General features: G+C 70.5%; 26 protein-coding genes and 1 pseudogene. 18 read left to right on the top strand and 9 right to left on the bottom strand.

Going from position 1 to position 25,746, the window contains the following annotated elements; all coding sequences use genetic code 11:
• The 3 genes and pseudogenes from ltnD to PGB34_RS15030 form a co-directional block, all read right to left on the bottom strand.
• Window positions 1–954, bottom strand: a pseudogene (ltnD, locus tag PGB34_RS15040) (L-threonate dehydrogenase); the annotation flags it as partial.
• Complete coding sequence (locus PGB34_RS15035; RefSeq protein ID WP_271428919.1) at window positions 944–2,305, bottom strand: GntP family transporter; 1,362 nt, start codon at window positions 2,303–2,305, stop codon at window positions 944–946. The pseudogene ltnD and the gene PGB34_RS15035, both read right to left, overlap by 11 nt.
• A gap of 144 nt (window positions 2,306–2,449) precedes the next feature.
• Complete coding sequence (locus PGB34_RS15030) at window positions 2,450–3,217, bottom strand: FadR/GntR family transcriptional regulator (RefSeq protein ID WP_271428918.1); 768 nt, start codon at window positions 3,215–3,217, stop codon at window positions 2,450–2,452.
• 199 nt (window positions 3,218–3,416) lie between these two features.
• Between PGB34_RS15030 and PGB34_RS15025 the strand changes: the two genes are divergently transcribed.
• From PGB34_RS15025 to PGB34_RS14975, 11 genes are all read left to right on the top strand, one after another.
• The gene (locus PGB34_RS15025) at window positions 3,417–4,649 is read left to right on the top strand and encodes a SpoIIE family protein phosphatase (RefSeq protein WP_271428917.1); all 1,233 of its coding nucleotides are present in this window, start codon (window positions 3,417–3,419) and stop codon (window positions 4,647–4,649) included.
• Between the two features lie 21 nt (window positions 4,650–4,670).
• Window positions 4,671–5,243, top strand: coding sequence for a SiaB family protein kinase (locus tag PGB34_RS15020; protein ID WP_271428916.1), 573 nt, complete (start codon window positions 4,671–4,673; stop codon window positions 5,241–5,243).
• Window positions 5,244–5,274: 31 nt separating this feature from the next.
• Window positions 5,275–5,664, top strand: coding sequence for a DUF1987 domain-containing protein (locus PGB34_RS15015; RefSeq protein ID WP_271428915.1), 390 nt, complete (start codon window positions 5,275–5,277; stop codon window positions 5,662–5,664).
• 8 nt (window positions 5,665–5,672) lie between these two features.
• Entirely contained in the window at window positions 5,673–6,410 is a 738-nt protein-coding gene (locus tag PGB34_RS15010) for a GGDEF domain-containing protein (protein ID WP_271428914.1), read from the top strand.
• Window positions 6,407–7,933: a putative bifunctional diguanylate cyclase/phosphodiesterase gene (locus tag PGB34_RS15005; RefSeq protein WP_271428913.1), complete on the top strand. Its 1,527-nt coding sequence runs from the start codon at window positions 6,407–6,409 to the stop codon at window positions 7,931–7,933. Before PGB34_RS15010 ends, PGB34_RS15005 begins: the two co-directional genes overlap by 4 nt.
• A gap of 76 nt (window positions 7,934–8,009) precedes the next feature.
• Window positions 8,010–8,831 carry a crotonase/enoyl-CoA hydratase family protein gene (locus tag PGB34_RS15000; RefSeq protein WP_271428912.1) on the top strand — a complete coding sequence of 274 codons (822 nt, stop codon included), beginning with the start codon at window positions 8,010–8,012 and terminating at the stop codon, window positions 8,829–8,831.
• Window positions 8,832–8,933: 102 nt separating this feature from the next.
• Window positions 8,934–9,383, top strand: coding sequence for a MarR family winged helix-turn-helix transcriptional regulator (locus tag PGB34_RS14995; protein ID WP_271428911.1), 450 nt, complete (start codon window positions 8,934–8,936; stop codon window positions 9,381–9,383).
• Window positions 9,384–9,457: 74 nt separating this feature from the next.
• A complete protein-coding gene (locus PGB34_RS14990) occupies window positions 9,458–9,886 on the top strand; it encodes an organic hydroperoxide resistance protein (protein ID WP_271428910.1) in 429 nt (142 codons plus the stop codon).
• A gap of 75 nt (window positions 9,887–9,961) precedes the next feature.
• On the top strand, window positions 9,962–10,330 hold the full coding sequence (locus PGB34_RS14985) for a DUF1304 domain-containing protein (protein WP_271428909.1): 369 nt from the start codon (window positions 9,962–9,964) through the stop codon (window positions 10,328–10,330).
• Window positions 10,331–10,441: 111 nt separating this feature from the next.
• On the top strand, window positions 10,442–11,557 hold the full coding sequence (locus PGB34_RS14980; RefSeq protein WP_271428908.1) for a DUF2855 family protein: 1,116 nt from the start codon (window positions 10,442–10,444) through the stop codon (window positions 11,555–11,557).
• A 35-nt stretch (window positions 11,558–11,592) separates the two neighbouring features.
• Window positions 11,593–12,609, top strand: a complete 1,017-nt coding sequence (locus tag PGB34_RS14975) for a serine/threonine protein kinase (RefSeq protein ID WP_271428907.1) — start codon at window positions 11,593–11,595, stop codon at window positions 12,607–12,609.
• A 7-nt stretch (window positions 12,610–12,616) separates the two neighbouring features.
• On the opposite strand, the gene PGB34_RS14970 is transcribed toward PGB34_RS14975, so the two are convergent.
• From PGB34_RS14970 to PGB34_RS14960, 3 genes are all read right to left on the bottom strand, one after another.
• Window positions 12,617–13,069, bottom strand: coding sequence for a hypothetical protein (locus PGB34_RS14970; protein WP_271428906.1), 453 nt, complete (start codon window positions 13,067–13,069; stop codon window positions 12,617–12,619).
• 172 nt (window positions 13,070–13,241) lie between these two features.
• Window positions 13,242–15,302: a molecular chaperone HtpG gene (htpG, locus tag PGB34_RS14965; protein WP_271428905.1), complete on the bottom strand. Its 2,061-nt coding sequence runs from the start codon at window positions 15,300–15,302 to the stop codon at window positions 13,242–13,244.
• A gap of 240 nt (window positions 15,303–15,542) precedes the next feature.
• Complete coding sequence (locus PGB34_RS14960; protein WP_271428904.1) at window positions 15,543–15,692, bottom strand: hypothetical protein; 150 nt, start codon at window positions 15,690–15,692, stop codon at window positions 15,543–15,545.
• Here PGB34_RS14960 and PGB34_RS14955 point away from each other — a divergent pair.
• The 7 genes from PGB34_RS14955 (at window position 15,691) to aqpZ (ending at window position 22,235) form a co-directional block, all read left to right on the top strand.
• The gene (locus PGB34_RS14955; RefSeq protein WP_271428903.1) at window positions 15,691–17,889 is read left to right on the top strand and encodes a hypothetical protein; all 2,199 of its coding nucleotides are present in this window, start codon (window positions 15,691–15,693) and stop codon (window positions 17,887–17,889) included. The two genes, PGB34_RS14960 and PGB34_RS14955, sit on opposite strands and share 2 nt — an antisense overlap.
• 102 nt (window positions 17,890–17,991) lie before the next feature.
• Complete coding sequence (locus tag PGB34_RS14950) at window positions 17,992–18,630, top strand: hypothetical protein (protein ID WP_271428902.1); 639 nt, start codon at window positions 17,992–17,994, stop codon at window positions 18,628–18,630.
• A gap of 9 nt (window positions 18,631–18,639) precedes the next feature.
• On the top strand, window positions 18,640–19,341 hold the full coding sequence (locus tag PGB34_RS14945; protein ID WP_271428901.1) for a hypothetical protein: 702 nt from the start codon (window positions 18,640–18,642) through the stop codon (window positions 19,339–19,341).
• A gap of 50 nt (window positions 19,342–19,391) precedes the next feature.
• A complete protein-coding gene (locus PGB34_RS14940) occupies window positions 19,392–19,844 on the top strand; it encodes a hypothetical protein (protein ID WP_271428900.1) in 453 nt (150 codons plus the stop codon).
• The gene (locus PGB34_RS14935) at window positions 19,841–20,668 is read left to right on the top strand and encodes a fimbrial biogenesis chaperone (RefSeq protein WP_271428899.1); all 828 of its coding nucleotides are present in this window, start codon (window positions 19,841–19,843) and stop codon (window positions 20,666–20,668) included. Before PGB34_RS14940 ends, PGB34_RS14935 begins: the two co-directional genes overlap by 4 nt.
• Window positions 20,668–21,345 (top strand): hypothetical protein, encoded by a 678-nt coding sequence (locus PGB34_RS14930; RefSeq protein ID WP_271428898.1) that lies wholly within the window; start codon window positions 20,668–20,670, stop codon window positions 21,343–21,345. The genes PGB34_RS14935 and PGB34_RS14930 overlap by 1 nt, the downstream gene beginning before the upstream one ends.
• A 185-nt stretch (window positions 21,346–21,530) precedes the next feature.
• On the top strand, window positions 21,531–22,235 hold the full coding sequence (gene aqpZ, locus PGB34_RS14925) for an aquaporin Z (protein WP_271428897.1): 705 nt from the start codon (window positions 21,531–21,533) through the stop codon (window positions 22,233–22,235).
• A gap of 22 nt (window positions 22,236–22,257) precedes the next feature.
• Here aqpZ and PGB34_RS14920 read toward each other — a convergent pair whose 3' ends face one another.
• The 3 genes from PGB34_RS14920 to PGB34_RS14910 form a co-directional block, all read right to left on the bottom strand.
• On the bottom strand, window positions 22,258–23,037 hold the full coding sequence (locus PGB34_RS14920; RefSeq protein WP_271428896.1) for a pseudouridine synthase: 780 nt from the start codon (window positions 23,035–23,037) through the stop codon (window positions 22,258–22,260).
• Between the two features lie 69 nt (window positions 23,038–23,106).
• The gene (locus tag PGB34_RS14915) at window positions 23,107–24,522 is read right to left on the bottom strand and encodes an efflux transporter outer membrane subunit (RefSeq protein ID WP_271428895.1); all 1,416 of its coding nucleotides are present in this window, start codon (window positions 24,520–24,522) and stop codon (window positions 23,107–23,109) included.
• Window positions 24,519–25,739 (bottom strand): HlyD family secretion protein, encoded by a 1,221-nt coding sequence (locus PGB34_RS14910; protein ID WP_271428894.1) that lies wholly within the window; start codon window positions 25,737–25,739, stop codon window positions 24,519–24,521. Before PGB34_RS14910 ends, PGB34_RS14915 begins: the two co-directional genes overlap by 4 nt.
• Between the last annotated feature and the right edge of the window lie 7 nt (window positions 25,740–25,746).

Genomic DNA, 25,746 nt, shown 5'->3' with positions numbered 1-25,746 from the left:
TCAGTCCTTCCTGCTCTTGGCTTCGGGCAGCGTGATGCCCGGGAAGATCTTGATCACGGCGCTGTCGTCCTCGCGCGCGAAGCCGGCGGTGGAGGCCTGCATGAACATCTGGTGCGCGGTGGCAGCCAGCGGCAGCGGGAATTTGCTGGCGCGTGCTGTGTCCAGCACCAGGCCCAGGTCCTTGACGAAGATGTCCACGGCCGACAGCGGGGTGTAGTCGCCCGCCAGCACATGGGCCATGCGGTTCTCGAACATCCAGCTGTTGCCGGCGCTGTTCGTGATGACTTCGTACAGCGCGTCGGCCTTCACGCCTTCGCGCAGGCCCAGGGCCATGGCTTCTGCGGCCACGGCAATGTGCACGCCGGCCAGCAGCTGGTTGATGATCTTGACCTTGCTGCCCGCGCCGGCCGCATCGCCCAGGCGGTAGACCTTGCCGGCCATGGCGTTGAGCACCGCGTCGGCCGCGGCATAGGCCTCGGGCTTGGCCGAGGTCATCATGGTCATCTGGCCCGAAGCGGCCTTGGCCGCGCCGCCCGAGATGGGCGCATCGACGTAGTGGATGCCGGCCGCGTTCAGGCGGGCCTCGAGCGCGATGGACCAGTTCGGGTCCACGGTCGAGCACATCACGAAGGTGCTGCCGGCCTTCATCGCCGCGGCCGCGCCGCCGTCGCCGAAGAGCACCGACTCGGTCTGGGCCGCGTTGACCACCACCGACACCACCACCGGCGCGGCGGCCGCCACTTCGGCAGGCGTCTTCCAGGCGGTGCCGCCGTCGGCGGCGAAGGCCAGCGCGGCTTCATGGCGCACGTCGCACACATGCACGTCGAAGCCGTTGTTGCGCAGCGTCCTGGCAATGCCTGCACCCATGGCGCCCAGGCCCACGATACCGACGGAGGATTTGGTCATGTTGCTTGTCCTTGCGGGAGTTGGAGGTGGAGCCGGATCAGCCGACCAGGTTCCAGAGGATGGCCGTGAGGGCGAAGCCGCACAAGCCCAGCACGGTGGTCAGCACCGTCCAGCTGCGCAGGCCGTCGGCCACCGACAGGCCCAGGTAGCGGGTGACGATCCAGAAGCCCGAATCGTTCACGTGCGACAGGCCCAGGCCGCCGAAGCCGATGGCCACGGCCAGCAGCGCGACCTGCACGGCGCTGTAGTTGCCGGCGTTGATGGCGCCCAGCAGCAGGCCGCAGGTGGTCAGGATGGCGACTGTGGCCGAACCCTGCGCGGCGCGCAGCGCCAGCGAGATCACGAAGCCCGCCAGCAGCAGCGGCAGGTGGGCGTCGGTGATGGCGCCGGACAGCGCCGCGCCGATGCCGGTGGCCGTCAGCACCTTGGCGAACACGCCGCCGGCGCCGGTCACCAGGATCACGGTGGCCGCGGGCGGCAGGGCGGATTCCATCACGTCGTTGGTCTTCTGCCGGCTCCAGCCCTGCTGGCGCGCGACGAGCACGAAGGCCAGGCCGATGGCGACCATCAGCGCGAAGATGGGCGAGCCGATGAAGCCCAGCACGTTGCGCAGGCCGTCGCCCTTGGGCAGCAGCGTGGCGCCCGTGGTGCCGACCATGATCAGCAGCAGCGGCACGACGATCAGCGTCAGCACCACGCCCACGCTGGGCGCGCGCGGCTTGTCGGTCGCGTCTGCGGCCGCGTCGAAGTTGGCGAACTGCTCGGCCGTGGTGGGCAGCATGTCGTAGCGGCGGCGGTTGAGCCAGCCGCCCACGAACTGGGCCACGGGCGCCAGCAGCACGCAGATGCCCAGGCCGATCACGGTGATCCAGCCCACGTCGGCGTTGAGCACGGCGGCCCCGCCCACGATGCCCGGGTGCGGCGGCACCACCACGTGGGTGGCCAGCATGATGCCGGCCACGGGCAGGCCGAACTTGACCGGGTCCACCTTCGCGGCCTTGCAGAAGCCGTAGATGATGGGCACCAGGATGATGAAGCCCACGTCGAAGAAGACGGGGATGGACAGCACGAGTGCGGCGGCCGTCAGCGCCGCAGGCACGCGGCGCGGCCCCAGCCAGGCCGTGAAGCGGTGGGCCAGGCTGCCCGCGCCGCCGGAGACTTCGATCACGCGCCCCAGCATCGCGCCCAGCGCCACCAGGATGGCCACCGACCCGAGCGTGCCGCCCATGCCCGAGATCAGGGTGGGAATGATGTCGGCCACCGGCATGCCGGCCGCGATGGCCACCAGCACGCTCACCAGCATCATGGCGATGAAGGCATGGACCTGGAAACGGATGATCAGCAGCAGGAGCAGGGCGATGCCGCCGAGCGCGATGCCCAGCAGGGCGGGTGTGGACATGGAAAAGTCTCCGGAAAAGGGGCCGCGCGGATGCGCGTGAATGACCTTGGCGCAATTTGGCCATGTCATATGGTCATCGTACAAATTATGACCGATTCGCCGATGGGTGATTTTTGAGGGCGGGCGTTTTCTCCCGCCAGACGCTCAACGCTCGGCGCCGACCAGGTCCTGCGCGAGCCGATGCCCTTCCTGCGCCCAGAAGGCCGGATCGGCCTGCAGGATGCGCTGCGCCGCATTGCGCATGTGGGTGGCCGCGGCGCCGCGGGCCGCGACCGGGTCGCCGGCCGCGATGGCTGCCACCAGCACCTCGTGCTCGCGCAGCACGTCGGCCGCAAAGGGCGCGTGGCGCGCCTCGTTGGCGCGCGTGACGCGCGTGGCGCTGCGCAGGAATTGCGACAGGTAGTCCAGCGTGCGCATCAGAAAAGGGTTGCGTGCGGCCTCGGCGATGACGCGGTGGAACTGCACGTCTTCTTCCACGCCGTCGCGCCCGCCAGCCACCGCGGCGTCTATGGCGGCCAGCGCGGTGCGGATGCGCGTCATGTCTTCCTCGGTGCGCCGCTGGGCGGCCAGCTCGGCCACCTCGGCCTCCAGCGCCCGGCGCACCTCCACGATCTGCAGCACGGCCTCCTTGGAGGCGGCCGACATGGGGTCGAAGTGCAGGGGCTCGAAGCCCGGCCGGCGCACATACATGCCGCTGCCCTGGCGCGCATCGACCAGCCCGCTGGACTTCAGGCGCGAGACGGCTTCGCGCACCACCGTGCGGCTGACGCCGAACTGCTGCACCAGCGCCACCTCCGTGGGCAGGCGTTCGCCCTCGGCCAGGCGGCCGGCGCGGATCTCCTGCTCGAGCGCGCTGGCGACCTGGTCGGCCAGGCGCAGGCCGGGTTTGATGGTGCTGAAGGTGACGGACATGAAAGGCGTGGGGGAGAAATCGCGGGCGCCGTGCAGTGCGGGCCCAGCATCCTACTAAGAAGAAGCAGGCGGCCGCGGCCCAAGGCGACGGGGCGTCATGGTGAAAGCAAAGTGAACACAAAGGAAAACATCGTCATCAGATCGTCATGATCGATCAATAACATTTATTTACAACTCCCGCCTCTCTTCCACCGAACCCATGGCCGACTCTGGCGAATATCTGAGCGGATTCCGGCCTCGCTTCCAGCAGCCCAGCGCCGCCAACCTTTGTGACCCGGTGCCGTGCATGACGGCTCAGGAAAACAACGAGCTGGCGCTGGAAATGTTCACCCGGCACCGTGACCTGGTGAGCCTGCCGGTGCTGGAGGGCAACCGCCCCGTGGGGCTGCTCAACCGCAACGCCTTCCTCTCGCAGATGAGCCGGCCCTACCGCATGGAGCTGTACGGCAAGAAGAGCTGCGTGGCCTTCATGGACCGCGAGCCGCTGATGGTGGATGCGGCCATGGACATCGAAGCCCTCACCTTCAAGGCCGTGGCGCATGGCGAGAAGGCGCTGTCCGAGGGCTTCATCGTCACGCGCGGGGGCGAGTTCGTGGGCTTCGGCAACGGCCTGCAACTGATGCGCGCCGTGGCCGACCTGCAGGCCACGCGCAACCGCCAGGTGATGCAGAGCATCGAATACGCCAGCGTGATCCAGCAATCGACCTTGCGCACCTCGCGCGAGGCCCTGCTCAGCGCCTGCCCCGACGCCGACCTGGTGTGGGAGCCGCGCGACGTGGTGGGCGGCGACTTCTATCACTGCGTGGCCGAGCCCGAGGGCTGCTTCGTCGCGGTGGCCGACTGCACGGGCCACGGCGTGCCCGGCGCCTTCATGACGCTGATCGCCTCGAGCAGCCTGAACCAGGTCATCGAACGCCACGGTGCGCGCGACCCGGCCTGCGTGCTGGGCAGCCTGAACCGGCGCATCAAGCAGATGCTGGGCCAGTCGGCGGAACAGGGCCATGACGCGGGCTCCGACGACGGCCTGGACGCCGCCTGCTTCTGGTACGAACCCGCCGCGCGCCGCCTGGTCTTCGCGGGTGCGCGCCTGTCGCTGTTCATCCATCGGCCGGGCGCCGACGCGGTGGAGGTGCTCGAGGGCGAGCGGCGGGGCGTGGGCTACGTGGCCAGCCCGCTGGACCAGACCTGGACCAACCAGGTGCTGCAGCTGCCGCCCGGCAGCCTCGTGTTCATCACCACCGACGGGCTGGTGGACCAGATCGGCGGCCCCCGCGCCATCGCCTTCGGCAAGCGCCGCGTGCGCCAGCTGCTGCTCGATCAGCAGCACAGCCCGCCCGCGCAGTTGAACCAGGCGCTGCGCGAGGCCCTGCACCAGTGGCAGGGCGAACACCACCGCCGCGACGACCTGACCTTTTTCAGCTTCCGCACCTGAGCCTTTCCAAGCCCCAGCGCCATGTCCGCCACATCCATCGCCGACAAGTACGGCTCCTTCTTCAATCTGGCGCGCCAGCACCAGGTCATCTTCTACTACGTGGGCTACTTCTCGCAGCACATCGTGGCCGCCATGGCCGAGGCCGTGAAGCTGCAGCTGGAGGTGGCCGAAGTGGCCGGGCCCACGCGGCGCAAGCTCTTTTCCTGCTTCGTGGAGATGGCCCAGAACATCATCCACTACTCGGCCGACGCGCTCACGCCGCCCTCGCAGAACGACGGCGAGCTGCGCCACGGCGCCGTCTGCATCCGCCGCGAGCGTGACGGCAGCTTCCTTTTGCTGTGTGCCAACCCGGTGAACGCGCAGGTGGCCGACGAGCTGCGCGAAAAGCTCACCCAGCTGCGCAGCATGACGCTGGAAGAGATCAAGAAGGCCTACCGCGCCACGCTGCGCGAGGAGACGCCCGAAGGCAGCAAGGGCGCAGGCATGGGCCTGCTGACGGTGGCGCGCGACGCCCGCGAGCCGCTGGAGTTCGACATCGACGCCACGGAAACGATGGATGACGCGCCGGTCTTCTATCTGAAGGCCGCCATCTGAGCGAGACGGCCCGCACGAACCGAGAACACGCATGCAAAACCTCTACATCGCCGCCACGCCCAGCTCTCCGGAGGTGGACTTCCGCTTCGACACCCACGCGCTGAGCCTCACGGGCGAGTCCTACCCGGAGAACGCCGCGGCCTTCTACGGCCAGATCCTGGCGCCGCTGAAGGACTACCTCGCGCAGCAATCGGGCACGACCATCGCCGTGCACATCGCGCTGGCCTACTTCAACAGCTCCAGCACCAAGATGCTGTTCAACCTGATCGAGGCCCTGAGCAGCGCGGCCGAGGCCGGCAACACCGTCACGCTGAGCTGGTACCACGACGAGGAGGACGACACCATCCTCGAGTTCGGCCAGGAGCTGAGCGACGACTTCCCGGCCATCGGTTTCAGCTGCCGCCCCGTGGGCTCGGCCTGAGTCTCGCCATGGACAGCACACCGCCCGATCTCTTCGCGCAAGAGGCCCGCACGCTGGCAGACGCCCGCGCAGCCCATGCGCAGGCTGGCGCCGGCACCGCGGCCCGCGAGGCGCTGGGCGAGCTGATCGCCGGCTACGAGCGCCTGCTGCGCGAAACGCGCCGGCTGGTGCAGCGCAGCGACCGCGCCGAGCGCGAGATGACGCAGATCAACCAGCGGCTGCAGGAGCTGGCCGCCGAGCTGGAGTACCGCGCCACGCACGACCCGCTGACCGGCGTGCTCAACCGCGCGGCCATCATCGACCTGGTCAACCGGCTGTGCAAGACGCACGAGCTGTCGCTGATCGTGCTAGACATCGACCACTTCAAGCGGGTCAACGACAGCTTCGGCCACCCCATGGGCGACCGGGTGCTGATGAAGGTGGTGGATTGCCTGCGCCAGGTGATGCCCGCCAACGCCAGCCTGGGCCGCGTGGGCGGCGAGGAGTTCACCATCGCCCTGCCCGGACGCGACCCCGAAGCCAGCCTGCGCATCGCGCATGCGGTCTGCCACGCGATCGAGGCCAACGAGGTGGGGCTGCCCGACGGCAGCCGCGTGACGGCCAGCCTGGGGCTGAGCTGGCTGCCGCGCGGCGGCAGCTTCGACGAAGCCTATGGCCTGGCGGACCAGGCCCTGTACAGCGCCAAGCGCGCGGGCCGCAACCGGGTGGCGAGGGCCGAGCCCAGGCCACGCGTGCTCCGCGCATGACGCAGGCATCCACCCCGCCGTGCCGCATCCTCGAATGCATCGCACGCGACACCGCAGTTCTTCTCGAGGCCCCTGACCTGCAGGCCTTCGCGCAGCGTGTGCTGGCCAGCCTGGGCGCCGCGATGGGCGGCGACTGCAGCGGCCTGGCCTGCGAGCTGCGCGACGGCCGGCTGCTCGTCGAGCAGCTGGATGCGCTGGTGCAGCAGCAGCAGCGCCGGCTGGCGCGGCTGCACCGCTCGGCCTACGAAGACCCGCAGCTGCAGCTGCCCAACCGCACCCGCTTCGTCGAACAGGTGGACGCGGCCGTGCGCACGGGCACGCGCGACCACACGCTGGCGCTGCTGGACGTGGACGACTTCAGCGCCACCAACGACGTGATGGGCCACCCCTTCGGCGACCGGCTGCTGGACGCCATCGCCCGCCGCCTGGAGGCCGACCTGCCCGAAGGCGTGCTGCTGGCGCGCGTGGGCGCCGACATCTACGGCGTGTTCGGCCCCAGCACCAGCATCCATCCACAGGTGCTGCTGCAGGGCCTGCAGCCCACGCTGATCGTCGACGGCATGGAGCACCGCCTGTCGCTGAGCTGCGGCTACGTGCGCGGCCATTCGCTGGTCAGCAAGACCGGCGCCGAGCTGGTGACCGATGCCACGATGGCCCTGCAGCGTGCCAAGCGCGAGCACCGCGGCCAGGCCGTCCAGTACCGCGCGGCCATGGGCGCCGAGACGCGCGAACGCGCGCGCATGGTGTCGGACCTGCGCGTGGCGGTGGACAAGGACCAGCTCTTCCTGGCCTATCAGCCGCAGATCGACCTGCACACGGGCGCCCTCACCGGCCTCGAGGCGCTGCTGCGCTGGCGGCGCGAGGACGGCCGCGTCGTTGCGCCCGGCGAGTTCATCCCCGTGGCCGAACACTCGGGGCTGATCGTGGCGCTGGGCCAGTGGGTGCTGCAGCAGGCCTGCAGCACCATGCGCGTGCTGATGGACACGCCGGGCGCGCCCGGCCGCATGGCGGTGAACGTGTCGGTGGCGCAGCTGCGTGACCCGGCCTTCATCCACATCGTGCGCACGGCCATCGCCCGCGCGGGCATCGAAGGCCGGCGGCTGGAGCTGGAGATCACCGAATCGGTGGCCCTGCTGCCCACCGAACTGCTGGACTCGACCCTGCATGCGCTGCGCGGCGACGGCATCTCGGTGGCCATCGACGACTTCGGCACCGGCTATTCCTCGCTCAGCTCGCTCGAGCGCATGCCGCTGGACCGCATCAAGATCGACCGCAGCTTCGTGCGCGAGCTGGACCGCCCGGGCGGTGCCCGCATCGCCGAGCTGGTGGCGCAGCTGGGCCACCGCATGGGCCTGCAGATCGTGGCCGAGGGCATCGAGGACGAGCGCACGCTGCAGCTGCTGCGCGCCATGGGCTGCCACGAGGGGCAGGGCTTCCACATCGCGGCGCCGATGGCATACGAGGAACTGGTGGGCTGGATGCAGGCCCGGCAGGGCCTGCCGCCCAGCACGCGCCGCGCCTGAGGCGCTTTCTGGTCCGGTTGGCGACTGGCCTGCGGCGGGCCATCCACTATGGTTCGCGCCAGGAGATTTTTCACCCATGGACATCGCCATCCCCACCCCACCGGCCGAAGGCTGCATCAGCTGCGAAGTGCGCGGCCATGTGCTGCTGATCGGCATCAACCGCCCGGCCAAGCGCAACGGCTGGACGCCCGCCATGTTCCACCAGCTCGCGCAGGCCTACACCCGGCTGGACGACGACCCGGCCCTGCGCGTGGGCGTGCTGCACGCCTTTGGAGACCACTTCACGGCCGGGCTCGATCTGCCCGTGATCTCGGAGTTCGTAAAAAAAGGCGGCGTGGCGATCCCGGCAGACGGCACGCTGGTGGAGCCGCACAACATGGGCCAGAGCGGCTACCGCCGCCGCACCAAGCCCATGGTAGCGGCCGTGCAGGGCATCTGCTTCACGGTGGGCATCGAGCTGATGCTGGCGGCCGACATCACGGTGGCGGCCGACAACTGCCGCTTCTCGCAGCTGGAGGTGGCGCGCAACATCATGGCTTCGGGCGGCGCCACCTTGCGCATGGCCGAGCGCGCCGGCATGGGCAACGCCATGCTGCATCTGCTGACGGCCGACGAGTTCAACAGCGCCGAGGCCTATCGCCTGAACTTCGTGCAGAAGGTGGTGCCGGCCGGCGAACAGCTGGACGCGGCCTTCGCCATCGCCCAGCGCATCGCCGAGCAGGCACCGCTGGCGGTGATCGCCACGCGCCTGAACGTGCTCAAGGCCATCGAGCAGGGGCCGCTGGCCGCCATCGAGGACTTCAAGCCCGTGCAGCAGCAGCTGATCCACAGCGAGGACGCGGCAGAGGGCGTGCGCGCCTTCATCGAGAAGCGGCCGCCGCGCTTCACGGGGCGCTGAACGCGCAGCCCGCAGCAGGCAGGCTCTTCCACCCCGCGGCCAGCGGGGTTTTCAACGCCAATCCGATTGCACACAATTGAATTGCCAGCTACATTCCAGCCCATGCCGAAGAAGCCATCGCCCGACGAACTGCTCAAGCTGGACAACCAGCTCTGCTTCGCCGTCTATTCGGCGTCGCTGGCCATGACCAAGCTCTACAAGCCTCAGCTCGACAAGCTGGGCCTGACCTACCCGCAGTACCTGGTGATGCTGGCGCTGTGGGAGGAAAACGGCCTGATGGTCTCCACGCTGGGCGAACGGCTGTCGCTGGATTCCGGCACCCTCACGCCCCTGCTCAAGCGGCTGGAAGCCGCCGGCCTCGTGAGTCGGGTGCGCGACGTGGCCGACGAGCGGCGCGTGCACATCATGTTGACACCAGCCGGGCGCAGGCTCAAGCCCCGGGCCGCGCGCGTGCCGGCCTGCCTGCTCGCGGCCAGCCAGTGCTCCATCGACGAGCTGGTGGCGCTCACGCGGCAGCTGCAGGCGCTGCGCGAACGCGTGAAGGCCGCCTGAGAAGCCATGAACGAGTTCTCTCCGCTTCGATCCCCGAAGCCCTTTTCCTCCTCCAACCTTCCGAAGGAATGACCATGACCACGCAACTCGACAAGGTTCTGTACACCGCCGAATCCCACACCACCGGCGGGCGCGACGGCGGCGCCGGCAAGTCCTCCGACAGCGCGCTGGACGTCAAGCTGAACCCGCCCGGCTCCGGCAAGGCAGGCACCAACCCCGAGCAGCTGTTCGCCGTGGGCTACGCCGCCTGCTTCATCGGCGCCATGAAGGCCGTGGCTTCCAAGGTGGGCGTGAAGGTGCCAGAAGACGTGTCCATCGACTCCAACGTGTCCCTCGGCCCCACGAACGGTGGCGCCGCCTACGGCATTGCCGTCAAGCTGACCATCAACCTGCCGGGCCTGGACGCCGACGCGAAGAAGAAGCTGGTCGACACGGCCCACCAGGTCTGCCCCTATTCCAACGCCACGCGCGGCAACATCCCCGTGGAACTGGTCATCGCCTGAGATCGATGCAACCCCCAGGCGGCTTCGCGGCCGGGGGGTTCAAATCCTTTGTCCTTGCTCCAAACAGGCAGTCCCATGACCCGTTGGCTGGCTCCCGGCCTGGCGCTGATCGTGGCGCTGGAACATGTCTACATCCTCGTGCTGGAAATGTTCCTGTGGAACAAGCCCGCGGGCATGAAGGCCTTCAACCTCACGCAGGAATTCGCCGACGCCACCGTGGCGCTGGCCGCCAACCAGGGGCTGTACAACGGCTTCCTGGCGGCCGGCCTGCTGTGGGGCGTGCTCACGCGCCGCAGGGACGTGACGGTGTTCTTCCTGCTGTGCGTGGTGGTGGCGGGCGTCTTCGGGGCCTTCACGGCCGCGCCCAAGATCTTCTTCGTGCAGGCGCTGCCTGCACTGCTGGCCCTGGCCGCCACGCTGCTGGGTCGCCGCCCGGCTGACTGACGCGCCGCGCGCCCGGCGCCGTCGCCCAGGCGACGCGCGCACGGCGCGCCGTGCTGGCAGCGGTCATGGCGATGCGATAGGGTGGGTGCAACTCACACAGGAGCTTGCCCCATGTCCACGCTTGAATGCCTGGTGCGCAGGAGCGCCCTTGCCGACACCCGCCTGCGCAGCCGCGAAGACACCCCGCTGGCCGACGGCCAGGTGCGCGTGGGAATCGACCACTTCGCGCTCACTGCCAACAACGTGACCTACGCCAACTTCGGCGATTCCATGGGCTACTGGCAGTTCTTCCCCACGGGCGAGGAGGACTGGGGCCTGGTGCCGGTCTGGGGCTTCGGCCGCGTGCTGCAGTCCACGCACCCGGGCGTGGCGGTGGGCGAACGGCTCTACGGCTTCTTTCCCATGGCCTCGCAGGTCGTGCTGCAGCCCGATCGCCTGTCGCCCGAGCGCTTTGCCGATGGCGCCGCGCACCGCGCCGAGCTGCCGGCCGTCTACAACCAGTACCTGCGCTGCGCCCTCGATCCGCTGTACCGGCCCGACAACGAAGACGTGCAGGTTCTGCTGCGCCCGCTGTACATCACCTCCTGGCTCATCGACGACTTCCTGGCCGACAACGACTTCTTCGGCGCGGCAGAGGGCGGACGGGCCACGGTGCTGCTGTCCAGCGCCTCCAGCAAGACGGCCTACGGCACCGCCTTCCAGCTGGCCCGGCGCGGCAACGTGGACGTGATCGGCCTGACCTCGGCCGCCAACCGCGCCTTCTGCGAAAGCCTGGGCTGCTACACGCGCGTGCTGGACTACCGCGAGTTGCAGAGCCTGGGCACGCAGACGCCCTGCGTGTATGTGGATTTCGCCGGCAATGGCGAGCTGCGCGAAGCCATCCACACCCGCTTTGCCGAACTGCGCTACAGCATGGTGATCGGCAACACGCATGCCGACGAGCGTGCGGCAGCCGGCGCCGCCCGGGCCCTGCCCGGCCCGCGCGCCACCTTCTTCTTCGCGCCGGCCCAGATCAAGAAGCGCACCGGCGAATGGGGCGCCGAGGCCTTCGCCCAGCGCCTGGCCGCGGCCTGGCATGGCTTTGCCGCGCACGTCACCCAGGCCGGCGCACCCTGGCTGCAGGTGCAGCGCCACGCGGGTGGCGAGGCCGCGCAGGCCCTGTGGCAGCAGTTGCAGCGGGGCCAGGGCGATCCGCGCGCGGGCCACGTGGTCTCGATGGGCGGCTGATCGGCCCGGCTGCGGCGCGCCGCGACAATGGCGCGATGTCAGACACCCCCGCCACGTCCCATGCCTACGAGAAGCTCACGCCCGACACGGTGCTGGACGCGCTGGCCAGCGTGGGCCTCTTCGGCGACGGGCGGCTGCTGCCGCTGAACTCCTACGAGAACCGCGTCTACCAGGTGGGCCTGGAAGACCGCAGCCAGGTGGTGGTCAAGTTCTACCGGCCGGGCCGCTGGAGCGACGCGCAGATCCAGGAGGAACACGACTTCGCGGCCGAACTGGCGCAGGCCGAAGTGCCCATGGTGGCGCCGCTGCTGCTGGAAGGCCGCAGCCTGCACCACCATGCCGGCTTCGCCTTCAGCGTCAGCCCCTCGCGCGGCGGCCGTGCGCCGGAGCTGGACGACTTCGAGGTGCTGGAATGGATCGGCCGCTTCCTCGCGCGCATCCACACCGTGGGCGCCGCGCGCCCCTTCGTGCAGCGGCCCGCGCTGGACCTGCGCCACTTCGGCACCGATTCGCGCGACTGGCTGCTGGCGCATGAGAAGGTGCCGCTGGACGTGCAGGCCGAATGGACCGCCATGTGCGAGCGCGCGCTCGCGATGATTGCCGACACGCCGCTGGCCGAGCCGGCCGGCGCCGGCCTGCGCACGCTGCGGCTGCATGGCGACTGCCACCCCGGCAACATCCTGTGGACCCCCACCGACCGCGCCGGCGGCGGCCCGCACTTCGTGGACCTGGACGACGCGCGCACCGGCTTCGCGGTGCAGGACCTGTGGATGCTGCTGTCGGGTGATCGCGCCCAGCGCACCGCCCAGCTCAGCGGCCTGCTGGACGGCTATGAGCAGATGCGCGAGTTCGACCGCCGCGAACTGGCGCTGATCGAGCCGCTGCGCACGCTGCGCCTGCTGCACTACAGCGCCTGGCTGGCGCGCCGCTGGCAGGACCCGATCTTCCCCATCACCTTCCCCTGGTTCGGCAGCAGCGACTACTGGAAGGGCCAGATCCAGATGCTGGAAGACCAGTGCGAGGCGATGGCCGAAGAACCGCTGTACGCCTGAAGAAGGTTCAGGGCGCTTCGGCCTCGGCCGGCGGGCGCCAGAGGGCGCCGGGGCGCTGCACCACCACGCCGGGCTCGACCGCCGGGTGGGCCACCGAAGGCGGCCCCGGGTTGGCGCGCGGGTCATAGAGCACGGCCGACTGGCCCACGCCCACACCGACCCCCACGCCCCCCACGCCGACGCCCGCCCCCACACCGGCCGAACCCACCACCTGGCCCGCGCTGTTGAGGCTGACGCCGGCCCCGAGCGGCCCCCAGCCCGTGCCCAGGCCGATGGAAGGCCCCGACCGGCTCAGGCCCAGGTTCAGCGACAGCCCGGGCGCAATGCCGATGCCGATGCCCACGCCGGAGGCGCAGCCGCCCAGCAGCGCCAGCGCCAGCAGGCCGCCTGCCGCCCACACGGGCCGGGCGCGGCCCATGCGGGGAAGCGGTCGGGCGGCGTCGGATGAAGAAAAAGGCATGCAGGCTCCTGGCGGTGGGCGCCCATCATCGCGCAGCGCGCGCGGCCCGCACAAGCGGCCACAAGCCACACGCCGATCAGCCGGCGGCGCCGTTCGTGCTTTAAGAACGTGTTGCCGCCCCAAAGCGCCACGGGCGCCCGAAGGCGCCCGTGGCGGCTGAGCCCGCGATCGATCAGACCAGCAGGGCGTTCACCCGGCGCACATAGGCAGCCGGGTCTTCAGGCAGCCCGCCTTCGGCCAGCAGGGCCTGGTCGAACAGGATGTTGGCCAAGTCCTCGAAGTGGGCCGTGTCGCCGGCCAGCTTCTTGACCAGCGGGTGCTCGGCGTTGACTTCCAGCACCGGCTTGACCTCGGGGGCCTGCTGGCCGGCCTGCTTGAGCATGCGCGCCAGCTGCATGCTCATGCCGTGGTCCTGCACCACCAGGCAGGCCGGCGAATCGACCAGGCGCGTGGTGACACGCACGTCCTCGGCCTTGTCCTTGAGCGCGGCCTTGAGCTTGTCCAGCACGGGCTTGAAGCCCTCGGCCGCTTCCTCGGCGGCCTTCTTCTCGGCCTCGTCCTGCAGCTGCCCCAGGTCCACCGCGCCCTTGGCCACGCTCTGCAGCGGCGTGCCGTCGAAGTCATGCAGGTAGTTCAGCGCCCACTCGTCCACGCGGTCGGTCATCAGCAGCACCTCGATGCCCTTCTTGCGGAAGACCTCGAGCTGCGGGCTGTTCCTGGCGGCCGCCAGGGTGTCGGCCGTGATGTAGTAGATGGCCTGCTGGCCTTCCTTCATGCGCGCCTTGTAGTCGGCAAAGCTCACGTTGACCGTGTCGCTGGTGGTGGAGGCAAAGCGCAGCAGCTTGGCGATGCGCTCGCGGTTGCCGAAGTCCTCGCCCAGGCCTTCCTTGAGCACGGAGCCGAACTCGGCATAGAAGCGGGCGTACTTGCCGGCTTCCTCGGCATGGGCCGCCGCGGCTTCGGCCGCAGGCTCGCCCTTCTTGTCCACCACGTCGGTCACGCCGTCCTGGCTCGTGGGCTCGGGGGCGGGCGTCGACTCGCCGGAGCCGATGTCGACCTTGCCTTCGGCGCTCTCGGGCGCGGCCTTGACGGACTTCCTGGCCAGGTCTTCCAGCATGCTCAGCACGCGCTTGGTACTGCCTTCGCGGATGGCCTTCACGTCGCGGCTTTCCTGCAGCAGCTCGCGGCTCACGTTCAGCGGCAGGTCGGCCGAGTCGATCACGCCCTTGACGAAGCGCAGGTAGCCCGGCAGCAGGGCCTCGGCTTCGTCCATGATGAACACGCGCTTGACGTAGAGCTTCACGCCGGCCTTGTGCTCGCGGTTCCACAGGTCGTGCGGCGCCTTGGCCGGGATGTAGAGCAGCTGCGTGTATTCGGTGCTGCCCTCGACGCGGTTGTGGCTCCAGGCCAGCGGCGCCTCGTAGTCGTGGCTGATGCTCTTGTAGAACTCGGCGTACTGCTCGTCGCTGATGTCCTTCTTGGGCCGCGTCCACAGGGCGCTGGCCTTGTTCACCGGCTCCCATTCGCCCGTGGGCACCATCTCGCCGCCCTGGTCGTTCTCGCCTTCCTTCCACTCTTCCTTTTCCATCAGGATGGGCAGCGAGATGTGGTCGGAATACTTGCTGATGACCTGCTTGAGCTTCCAGGCGTTGAGGTACTCGTCGGCGTCTTCGCGCAGGTGCAGGATCACGCTGGTGCCGCGCTGCGCGCGCGTGAGGGGCTCGACCTCGAAATCGCCGGCCCCGCCGCTGGCCCAGCGCACGCCTTCCTCGGGCTTGAGGCCCGCGCGGCGCGATTCGACGGTGATCCTGTCGGCCACGATGAAGCCCGAATAGAAGCCCACGCCGAACTGGCCGATGAGCTGGCCCTGCTCCGAAGCGTTGGCTTTCTGGTCGCCCGTCAGGCGGCTCATGAAGTCCTTGGTACCACTTTTGGCGATGGTGCCCAGGTGGTCGATGGCCTCCTGCTGGCTCATGCCGATGCCGTTGTCGGTGATGGTCAGCGTGCGGGCCGCCTTGTCGAAGGCCACGCGCACTTCGAGATTCGGCGCGTCCTCATACAGGGCCGGCTTGTCCAGCGCCTCGAAGCGCAGCTTGTCGCAGGCGTCGGAGGCGTTGGAGATCAACTCGCGCAGGAAGATTTCCTTGTTGGAGTACAGCGAGTGGGTGACGAGGTGCAGCAGCTGGGCCACCTCGGCCTGGAAGGAAAGTCGGGTCTTTGCGTTGTCAGCCATGGAAGTACATCAAAGGTTGCAGGGCGCAGGCCCCTCCAAAAAAACTCTAGGGCGCGTGCCTCGCGGCGAGGCCCGGCCTGTGCCCACATGGGGTCGGTCGGGCAGGATGCAACACCCCCTGGATGCGTGAAATTCTGCACGCCGCCCCTCCTGCATCTGTGACATACCTCGCAACGGGTGCTTGGACAAGCCTGGCCGCGGTCGCAGACTGCACGCAAACAGGAGATCAGGGGGATGCTGTCACGTGCGCTGGCTCACCAGACTGCCCGTGTGCGCCGAAGCGACCGCTTCGGCGCGGGCGCGTTGCTGCCCGGCCGGCTGGCGGGCATGGTCGCTGCTCGCGCTGGCGGCCCTGCCGGCGCTGGCGCGGGGCGCGGAGCCTGAGGCCATGATGGCTTTCCAGGCGCTGGACCGCGAACAGGCCGAGCAGGAGCGGCTGCGGCGCCAGGCCGAGCTGGCGCCGCGCGCCTATGAGGACCGATTCATGCAGCCCGACGACGCGCAGGCGCTGGCCAAAGACGAGCCCGAGTCGGCGCAGGACGCCGGTGCCCACGGCCTGCGCGGCTGGCTGCTGGAAAGCCGGCTTGGCATGGGTGAATCCTCCGACAGCCTCTGGGGCCGCCGCCGCGCCACCGAAGCCGGCATGCGCGCCGAGTACCGCCGCCAGACGCTGAACCACGGCGAGTTCCTGCTGCAGGCCGAAGGCCGCATGCGGCGGGGCGACGCCGATGTCGGCGGCTTCGGCACCCTGGGCTACGCCCGCGAGCGCAGCGGCAGCCGCATCACGCTGCGCAACCTGGGACTGCCGCTGAGCGCGGGCATCTTCGCCGACACGACGCTGGGCGACACCTACAGCGAACTGACCCAGGGCCTGAGCCGCAACTACCGCCTGACGCTGGGCAGCAGCATGGTGCGCGGTCTGTCCACGCGCGTGTACGGCCCCGACTTCGACCTGCGCGCCGGCCTGGGCCGGCGCGGCGATCTGGCCGGCGGCCCCTACCCCGGTTTCGAGAAAAGCCAGGGCAGGCTGGGCTGGCTCGGCTACACGCAGCAGCTCGGCGGCGCCTGGTACCTTGCCGGCCAGCTGGGCCGCGCGCAGGGCATCCCGGCGGTGGAATATTGGTGGCCGGGCGATGCGTTCACCGACCCCTGGCTGCGCGGCTTCGACCGCATCCGCAGCGGCACCAAGGACGTCGACAGCTGGGCCGCCGCCATCGGCCGCGGCGGCGAGCTGCGCCAGAGTGGCGACTGGCGCTTTCGCCTCACCGCCGTGGGCAGCCAGGTGCGCACGCTCACGCCGGGCGTGCCCGCCGGCCCCTCACGCGGGCTGTTCCTGGAGGCCAGCGCGCGCGTGGGCCGCATGCGCCATGAATGGGGCGCCTACACGGCGCGGCCCAACCTGTACTTTGGCGACGATGCGCTGAACACCGGCACGCGCGGCGCCTACTGGCGCGTGGACCATTCAGGCAACCGCCTGAGCTGGGGCGCCGGCCTGGAGCACGAGCGCTACGCGGTCGGCCAGGGCCTGCTCCTGTGGCCCGGCGTGGGGCTGACCACGGGCCTGGGCGCAGGCACAGGCAGCGGCCTGCCCGGCTACACGCGCCACAGCGCGAGCGGCAACTTCCAGTACCTGATCGACAGGCGCAGCTCGGTGGGTGGCAGCCTGAGCCTCTACCAAAGCCGCTACGAGGCCGGCGCATCGGGCGCCCGGCCCGGCAACCTGCACAGCCTGTACGCCCAGGCCTTCTACCAGACGCAGTTCTTCGACTGGCCGCGCACGCGCCTGAGCCTGACGGTGCGGCGCAACGAGCAGATCGTGCTGGGCGGCGGCAGCGCCACCGGCCAGGAACTGCAGTGGGAGCAGGACTGGATCCGTGGCCGCTACGAAACCATGCGGCCCGAACTCACCACCACGCTGGGCTACGCCCAGGACCGCAGCAACGGAGGCGACCAGCGCTACCCCACGGCCGGCGTGCAGCTGCGCTACTGGCTCGACAGCAGCGCGCACGTGGCCGCCAACCTGCGCTACACCTCGCGCAGCGGCGGCCTGTACACCAGCCGCGGGCTGTCGGGCACGCTGAGCGCGGAAAAGGACCTCGGCCGCGGCTGGCGCATGGGCCTGGCCGCCAGCCTCAACCAGGCGCGCACGGCCAACCATCTGCCGGTGGGCGCCTTCGGCAACGGCCCGCAGGTCTATCGCGGCAACGAGCGCACGGCCCATGTCTACCTGCGCTGGGAAGGCTCGGCCGGCCGCGCCTTCCCGGTGCTGGGCGCCTCGGCCGAGGCGGGCAGCGGCAGCGTCAGCGGGCGCGTGTTCTTCGACGCCAACCGCGACGGCGAGGCACAGATGGGCGAAGGCGGCGCGGCCCAGGTCGAGGTGCTGCTCGACGGCCGCTACCGCACCACCACCGACCGCGACGGCCGCTTCGAATTCCCGATGGTGGGCACCGGCCGCCATCAGCTCACGCTCACGCTCGACAGCGTGCCGCTGCCCTGGGGCGCGGCCACGGAAAGCGGCGTAAGCATCCATGTTCCGCTGCGCGGTCAGGCCCATGCCGAGATCCCCGTGATCAAGGTGAGGGACTGACCTTGCAGCAGACAGCCGGCCGGCGCCCTGTGCGCAGGTCCGGCGCCTTGCATCAGCGCCTGCGTGCGCTGCCGTTCAACCCAGTCAGAAGGAGTCCCCGACATGATCAGAAAGACAACCCGGCCTTCCACGGCCCTGATGGCGCGGGCGGTGGCAGCGGCCGCCGTGCTGCTGCTGCTGCCGGCCGGCGCAGCGCTGGCCGAGAGCCAGTACGGCTATGACAGCGCAGGCACCGGCACCATCACCGCACAGGCGCGCGTGAACCTGAGCGTGGCCGTGCCCAAGATGATCCTGCTGCGCGTGGGCTCGGGCGCCACCACCGACACCCTGAGCTGGAACACCAGCTTCAGCGTGACCACGGCGCCCACCGCGCCGGTCAACGGCAACAACCAGGCCGCCAACTGGGGCGGCACGGCGCCCACCGCCACCACCAGCGCCAACCCCGCGGCGCTGGCGGTGTCGGCCTGGACCAACAACGCCGCCGGCGGCCGGCTGACCTACACGGCCACCGCCTTCGCGGCCAACGGCCCCACGCTGGGCAACGTCTCGGTGACGGCCGGCGCCGGCCTGGCCCACCCCACGCCCACGGCGCTGGCCACCGCCAGCACGGCCGGCATCGACTTCGCGGCCGGCACGGTGGCCACGGGCAGCTGGACCTATGCGCTCGACGGCACGGGCTCGGCCGGCTGGCGCTCGGGCCTGTACACGGCCACGGTGACCTACACGGCCACCAGCCTCTGAACCGGCGCCATGCGCGACGGCGCTTTGCGCACCCCGCCCCAGCCGCCCAGCCGGCGCGGCCGGCGCGGGCGCCAGGCGGCCGTGCTGCTGCTGGCGGCGCTGCCGGGCCTGGTGCATCCGCCTGCGGCGCGCGCGGTCATCATCACCGTCGCAGACAACAGCAGCGCCAATGCGATCTCGCTGCGCGTGGGCTCGGCCGTCGGCACCGACACCGTGAACTTCAACGTCGCGGGCAACAACGTGGGGCTGACGCCGACGGCTGTGGCCGGCACGCCCGCGATCGACGTCTGGGTGACGCCAACGCGCACCGTCGCCAACAACACGACGGCGCGCCCGGTGACCCTGAGCGTGGATTCCTCGGCCGGCTTGAGCTGCCAGAGCAGCACCTGCGGCACCACCGTCATCCCCTTCACCAAGATCCGATGGGTGGCCAGCAACAACAGCAACGCGGCCTCGGGCGACATCCAGAGCACGAGCGCGCCCTTCACCGGCGGCACCAGCCAGCAGATCGCCACCTTCAACGCGAATGCCAATGTCTGCATCCTGCTGATCAACGGCCTGCCCTGCCTGTTCGGCACCCTCGGCACCTCCTGGACCTACCAGTCGAGAAACCTCTCGGCCACGCGCCTGCAATTCAGCTACGTCAACGACGTGGTCTACCCCGCGGGCAACTACCGCGGCACCGTGCGCTTCACGGCCTCGATGGAATAGCCATGCCTGCGCTGTGCCTCCGCCGTTTTTTGCCACGAGCCTTCTGGGTCATGGGCCTGGTGCTGCTGCTGGCGCCCGCCTGGGCACAGGTGGCGCGGCTGGACGACAGCACCTCGCCGCGCGCGCATGTGAGCGTCGACCTGCAGCAGGCCCGCCCCGTCGATGCCCACACCCTGGCCCTGCCGCTGGGCCGCATCGACTACCGGCTGGCCACCACGCCCCACGTGGGCCGGCGCGCGCGCATCTTCTACGTGGTGCCGCCGGCCATCGCGGGCCTGCGCGCGCCGGCCGGGCTGCAGGTGCAGTGGCGCAGCCTGGGCGTTTTTGCCAGCGGCGCGGCGCGCCCGGGCGACCGGGTGCCCGTGTGGCAGGGCATCGTGCGGACGGGCTGGATGAACGAGAGCTTCGACCTGCAGTTGCGCATCGACCCGCGTGCGCTGCAGATGGGCCCGGGCGCCGCGCTGAGCTTCGAGGCCTATTTCGAGATCGAGACCATGCCATGAATGCCCTGCGCCGTCTTGCCCACCGCGCGCTGCTGTTGCCGCCAGCGCTGGCCCTGTGCAGCGCCGCGGCGCTGGGCGCGCCCTTCGAGATCGCGGTGTCGCCTTCGCGCTTCGAGCTGACGGCCCGCAGCGCCGACCGCGTGGGCCAGTCATTGGAGCTGCACAACCTGGGGGCCGACGCCACCGAGATCGCGGTGCGCACGCTGGACTGGCGCTACAGCGACGACGGGCAGATCAGCTACCACGACGAGCTGCTGCCGGGCAGTTGCCGCCCCTGGGTCACGCTGGAGCGGCGCACCGTGCGCGTACCGGCGCGCGGCAGCCGCAAGCTGCGCTTCCAGATCGATGCGCCCGCCGATGCGGCGCGCGGCGAATGCCGCTTCATGATCGCGCTGGAAGGCGTGGAGCCCGCGCAGCAGACGGTCATCCAGAGCGGCGGCGCCAGCCTGAGCCTGCCCGTGAGCGGCCGCATCGCCGTGGCCGTGTATGTGATGCTCAACGGCGCGCAGCCCCGGCTGACCCTGCACGAGGTGAGCATGCAGCGCAGCGGCGGCAAGCCCGCGCCGCGCGTGCGCGTGAGCAATGAAGGCGATGCGCATGGCCGGCTCGAAGGCGCGCTGGAGGCCACCGACGCCCAGGGCCAGGCCTTCAACCTCGTGGTGGAAGGCACGCCCATCCTGCCGGGCCAGACGCGCACGCTGGCGCTGGTGCCGCGCGCCGAGGACGAACAGGCGCCGCCGCCGCAGCCGAGCTACCCCGTCAAGGTCCAGGGCCTGCTCGACTGGGACCAGGGCAGCTTCAGGATCAACACGGAGTTGCGCTGATGCGCCAGCCCCATGCCTCGCCCCGCGTTCCAGCCCGCGCCCCGGCACGGGCATGGGCCGCGTGCGTGGCATGCCTGCTGGCTGCGCCCGCCGCGCTGGCGGCCAGTGCATCCTCGGGCGCGGGCGCCCTGCCCCGCACCGCCTCGGTCAACCTCGACTTCGCGATCCACATCGACCGCTTCATCTTCTTTCGCATCGGCGACGGCGCCTGGCCCACGCCGGGCGGCACGATCAGCCAGGTCAGCTTCGCGCTCACGCCCTCGATCCCCGCCGTGCCCACCGCGCCGGTCAACGGCAGCAACCGGGCCGTGAACTGGAGCGGCGCGGCGCCGGGCTTTTCGGTGGCCGCAAGCGGCAACGTGCTGCCGGTCGAAGTGCGCAGCAATGGCGGCCAGGTGAACCTGCGCGCCACCGTGGGCACGCCGCTGACCAGCGGCAGCAACAGCATTCCCATGTCGCAGATCGTGGTGAGCAGCAGCGACGCCCAACTGCCCGCGCCACCCATTCCCAACAGCGGCAGCGGCGCGGCCGTGAACGTGGCCGGCGGCGGCAGCGGCGCCGTGAACAGCCTGGTGACGCTGCGCAGCGCCCAATGGACCTTCAGCTTCGCCAACACCGTGCCGGTGGTGGCCGGGCAATACAGCGGGCAGCTGGTGTTCACGGCCAGCACGCCTTGAGCCGGCCGGGCCGCGCGCCGCGCGGGCCAGAGCGCAGACAAATGTGAACAAAGCCGCGCAGAGCGCGCCTGTTGCAGCCGGTTAAGGCCTGGGGCCACACGCTGCGCACCTACATTCCGCCGCGCGCTGCCCGCCCTCGGGCGCCGGCCGCGCGTCCATTCCCAACGCAACGAGGAGAAGATCGCATGCAACCCAGCAACCTTCAGAAGTGGTCGGCCGAACTCATCGGCACCTTCTGGCTCACCTTCGGCGGATGCGGCAGCGCCGTGCTGGCCGCCGCCTTTCCCAACGTCGGCATCGGCCTGCTGGGCGTGTCGCTGGCCTTCGGCCTGACGGTGCTCACGGGCGCCTATGCCTTCGGCCCGATCTCGGGCGGGCACTTCAACCCCGCCGTCTCCGTCGGCCTGGCCGTGGGCGGGCGCTTCCGCTGGGCCGAGCTGCCGGGCTACGTGATCGCGCAGACCGTGGGCGCGCTGCTCGCGGGCTTCGTGCTCTACCAGATCGCCACGGGCAAGCCCGGCGCGGAAGTGGGCGGCTTTGCCACCAATGGCTTCGGCGCCCATTCGCCGGGCGGCTTTGGCATGACGGCCGCGATCTGGACCGAGGTGGTGCTCACCGCGGTGTTCCTGCTGGTGATCCTGGGCGCGACGGCCAGGCGTGCGGCGGCCGGCTTCGGCGGCCTGGCCATCGGCCTGGCGCTGACCTTGATCCACCTGATCTCCATCCCTGTGACCAACACTTCGGTCAACCCGGCGCGCAGCACCGGCGTGGCCGTGTTCGGGCCGGCGATCGCCATCGAACAGCTGTGGTTCTTCTGGCTCATGCCCATCGTGGGCGCGGCCATCGGCGCGCTGATCTACAAGGCGCTGCTGGCAGGCGGCGAGGATTGATGACGACGGGCCGCGCGGGCCGTCAGAAGCGCTCCTGCGGCCCCAGGTAGCGCCACTGGCCCTGCGGCAGGTTGCCCAGCATCACGCGCCCGATGCGGATGCGCTTGAGGCCCACCACCTTCAGGCCCACCTGCTCGCACATGCGGCGGATCTGCCGCTTCTTGCCTTCGGTGAGCACGAAGCGCAGCTGCTCGGGGTTCTGCCAGTCCACGCGTGCGGGCTTCAGGCGCTGGCCGTCCAGCGAGAGCCCGTGGCGCAGCCGCGCCAGCTGCTCGCGCGGGAACACGGCCTGCACGTCGGCCGTGCGTTCGGCGCCTTCGTGGATGCAGCTCACGCGCACCAGGTATTCCTTTTCGACGCCCGAGTCCTCGCCGATCAGCTGGCGCGCCACGCGGCCGTCCTGCGTGAGCACCAGCAGGCCCACGGAGTCGATGTCGAGCCGGCCGGCCGGCGCCAGGCCGCGCAGTTGCGGGGGTGAAAAACGCTGGTGGCTGGGGTCTTCGCGCCAGTGGGTGCGCGGGTTGATCAGCGACACGGCGGGCGCGTGGCCGTCCTCGGCCTGGCCGCTGACGTAGCCCACGGGCTTGTGCAGCAGGATGGTGACCTGCTGCGCCTGGTGGCCCTGCGCCTGCCTGTCCACTTCCACGCGGTCGGCCGGCGTGACCTTCACGCCCATGGCCGCCACCTGGCCGTTGACCTTGACCCAGCCCTGCTCGATCCAGAAGTCGGCCTCGCGGCGCGAACACAGGCCCAGCTCGGCCATGCGTTTGTTCAGACGGATCGGCTCGGCAGGCGTGGGCATGGTCTACAGGGGGCAGCAGCGAAAGCGACGCATTGTTTCATGGCGCTGCAGCTCCCGCGGGGCGCGGCCTCAAGCCCTCCAGCCGCCGCCCAGTGCCTTGTACAGCGCCAGCAAATTGTCCAGCTGCGTCTCGCGCAGGCGGATCAGCTCGATCTCGGTCTGGTAGAGGCTGCGCTGCGCGTCGAGCTGCTCGAGGTAGGGCGAGTAGCCGGCTTCGTAGCGGTCGCGCGCATGCTCCACCGATCGCGCGAGGATGGCGCGGCGCTGCTGCGCATGCTGCACCTGCAGGGCCAGGCGGTCCACGCCCAGCAGCGCGTTTTCCACCTCGCCGAAGGCGGCCAGCGCCGCGCCGCGGTAGGCAAAGGCGGCCTGGTCGCGCTGCGCCGCGGCCGCGCCGTACTGGGCCTGCAGCCGGCCGCCGTCGAACAGCGGCGCGAGCACGCTGCCGCCCAGGCTCCAGACCTTGATCGGGTCGTAGCCCAGCGCGTTGGCATACAGGCCACCGAGCCCGGCCGACAGCGAGACCTGCGGCATGAAGGCCGCGCGCCGCGCCGCCAGGCTGGCGTCGCTGGCGGCCAGCAGTTGTTCGGCCTGGGCCAGGTCGGGCCGGCGCCGCAGCAGCTGCGAAGGCAGGGTGGCCGGCACGGCGGGCAGTTGCAGCGCCGCGAAGCGGGCCGCGCCCTGCGCCACCGCATCGGGCGCCGGCAGGCTGGGCAGCTCGCCGGTCAGGATGCGCAGCGCGTTGTGCTGGCGGGCCACGGCCAGCTCCAGTTGCGGCAGGGCCTGCTGCACGCTTTCGTACTCGGCCTCGGCCTGCGTCAGTTGCAGTTGCGAGGCATAGCCCAGGCGCGCCTTGTCCTGCGCCAGGCGCAGGGCCTGCACGCGCGAATCGGCGGTGGCGCGCGTTTGCACCAGTTGCGCATCGAGCGCCAGCAGGCCGATGTAGGCCTGCGTGGTCTGCGCGGCCACGGCCAGCGCCACGCCGTCGCGCTCGGCCTGCGTGGCCGCCACCTGGGCCTGCGCGGCCTGCGTCTGGGCGCGCAGCCGCCCCCACAGGTCCGGCTCCCAGCTCAGTTGCAGTTGCGGCTGGGCCACGCGCGAAGTCGTGATGCCCGCGGCCGTGAGCGTGTGTTCGCCCTTGCCGGCCACCGCGGCCGACAGGGCCGGCGCGCTGGCGGCCGAAGCCAGGTCCAGCTGTGCCTGCGCCGCCGCCACGCGGGCCGCCGCCATGCCGATCTGGCTGTTGTGTGCCAGCGCCGCCTCCACGGCCTGGTTCAGTTCAGCATCGCCAAAGCGCTGCCACCACCGGGGCTGCAGCGCATCGCCGTGCTGCGCATCCACGGGCTGGGCCAGCCACTGGCTGGGCGCGGCAAAGGCGGCCTCCGGCGGTGCGGCGCGCTGGGCCGGCATGCAGCCGGCCAGCAGCGTCGCCGCGAGCATGGCTGCCGCAGGGGCGAAGAACAACGGTGCGCGGCGGCTCCTCATGGCCGTGCTCCCGCCACCCCGGTGGCCAGCGCGGCATGCGGGGTGGGCGCGGCATCGGTCGCCGTGTCCACATGCGCGATCACCGACATGCCGGGCCGCAGGCGCGCGGCGGCGCTTTGGCCGGGATCGATGGCGATGCGCACGGGCAGGCGCTGGACCACCTTGGTGAAGTTGCCGCTGGCGTTGTCGGCGCGCAGCACGCTGAACTCCGAGCCCGTGGCCGGCGCGATGCGCTCCACATGGCCCGTGAGCACCTGCCCTTCGAGCGCGTCCACCGCGAAGCGCGCGCGCTGGCCGGGCTGCACATGGGCCATCTGCGTTTCCTTGAAGTTGGCCACCACCCACAGTTGATCGGGCACGAGGAAGAACAGCTGCGAGCCGGCCGTCACGTACTGGCCCGGCCGGGCCGAAGCCTCGCCCACCTGGCCGTCGCGCGGCGCCCGCACCACGGTGTTGGCCAGGTCGATCTGCGCCAACTGCAACTGGGCTTCGGCCGCGCTGACCTGCGCCTGCAGCCCCGCACGCGAGACCTGCGTGGCCTTGATCTGTTCATGGCCGATGGCGATGTCGGCCTGCGACTTCTGCACGTTGGCCTGCGCCAGTTGCGCCGTGGCGCGGGCCTGGTCGCGCTCGCGCTGCGACACCGAGCCGCGCTGCACCAGCTCCTCGACCCGCTGCAGATCGGCGGCCGCGCGCGTGGCTTCGGCCCGGGCCGCAGCCTGCGTGGCCTGGCGCGCCTGCAGGTTGGCGCGGTTCTGCGCCTGGGCCTGCTCGGCGTTGGCCAGTTGGGCGCGTGCGGCTTCGAGCTGGGCCTGGGCTTGCTGCACCTTGCCGGCGTAGATGCGGTCGTCGATGCGCAGCAGCACGTCCCCGGCCTTGACGTTGGCGAAGTCCTTGACCGCCACCTCGGCCACATAGCCGCTGACCTGCGGCGCCAGCACCGTGACCTGGCCGCGCACGTAGGCGTCGTCGGTGTGGACCACCGAAGTCGCGAAGGGCCCGAGACGCCAGGCCCAGAGCACCAGCGCCACACCCACCAGCGCCACGCCGGCCATCAGCACCAGCGTGCGGCGCGAGGCCTTGACCAGCTTGGGCGGCGACGCAGGTGCGGCGGAAGGCGCCGCGGGCGCGCTCGCGCCATCGGGCAGCGGGCCGGAAGAGGTTGGGGTGGCTGCCGCCGTTGTTGTTGTTGTTGCTGTTGTTGTGCTGTCGTTCATGATGAAA

It is taken from the genome of Xenophilus arseniciresistens, assembly GCF_028023875.1.
GTDB lineage: Bacteria > Pseudomonadota > Gammaproteobacteria > Burkholderiales > Burkholderiaceae_C > Xenophilus > Xenophilus arseniciresistens.
The sequence above is the reverse complement of the archived record's forward strand: the minus strand, read 5'-3'. Positions and strand labels throughout refer to the sequence as shown.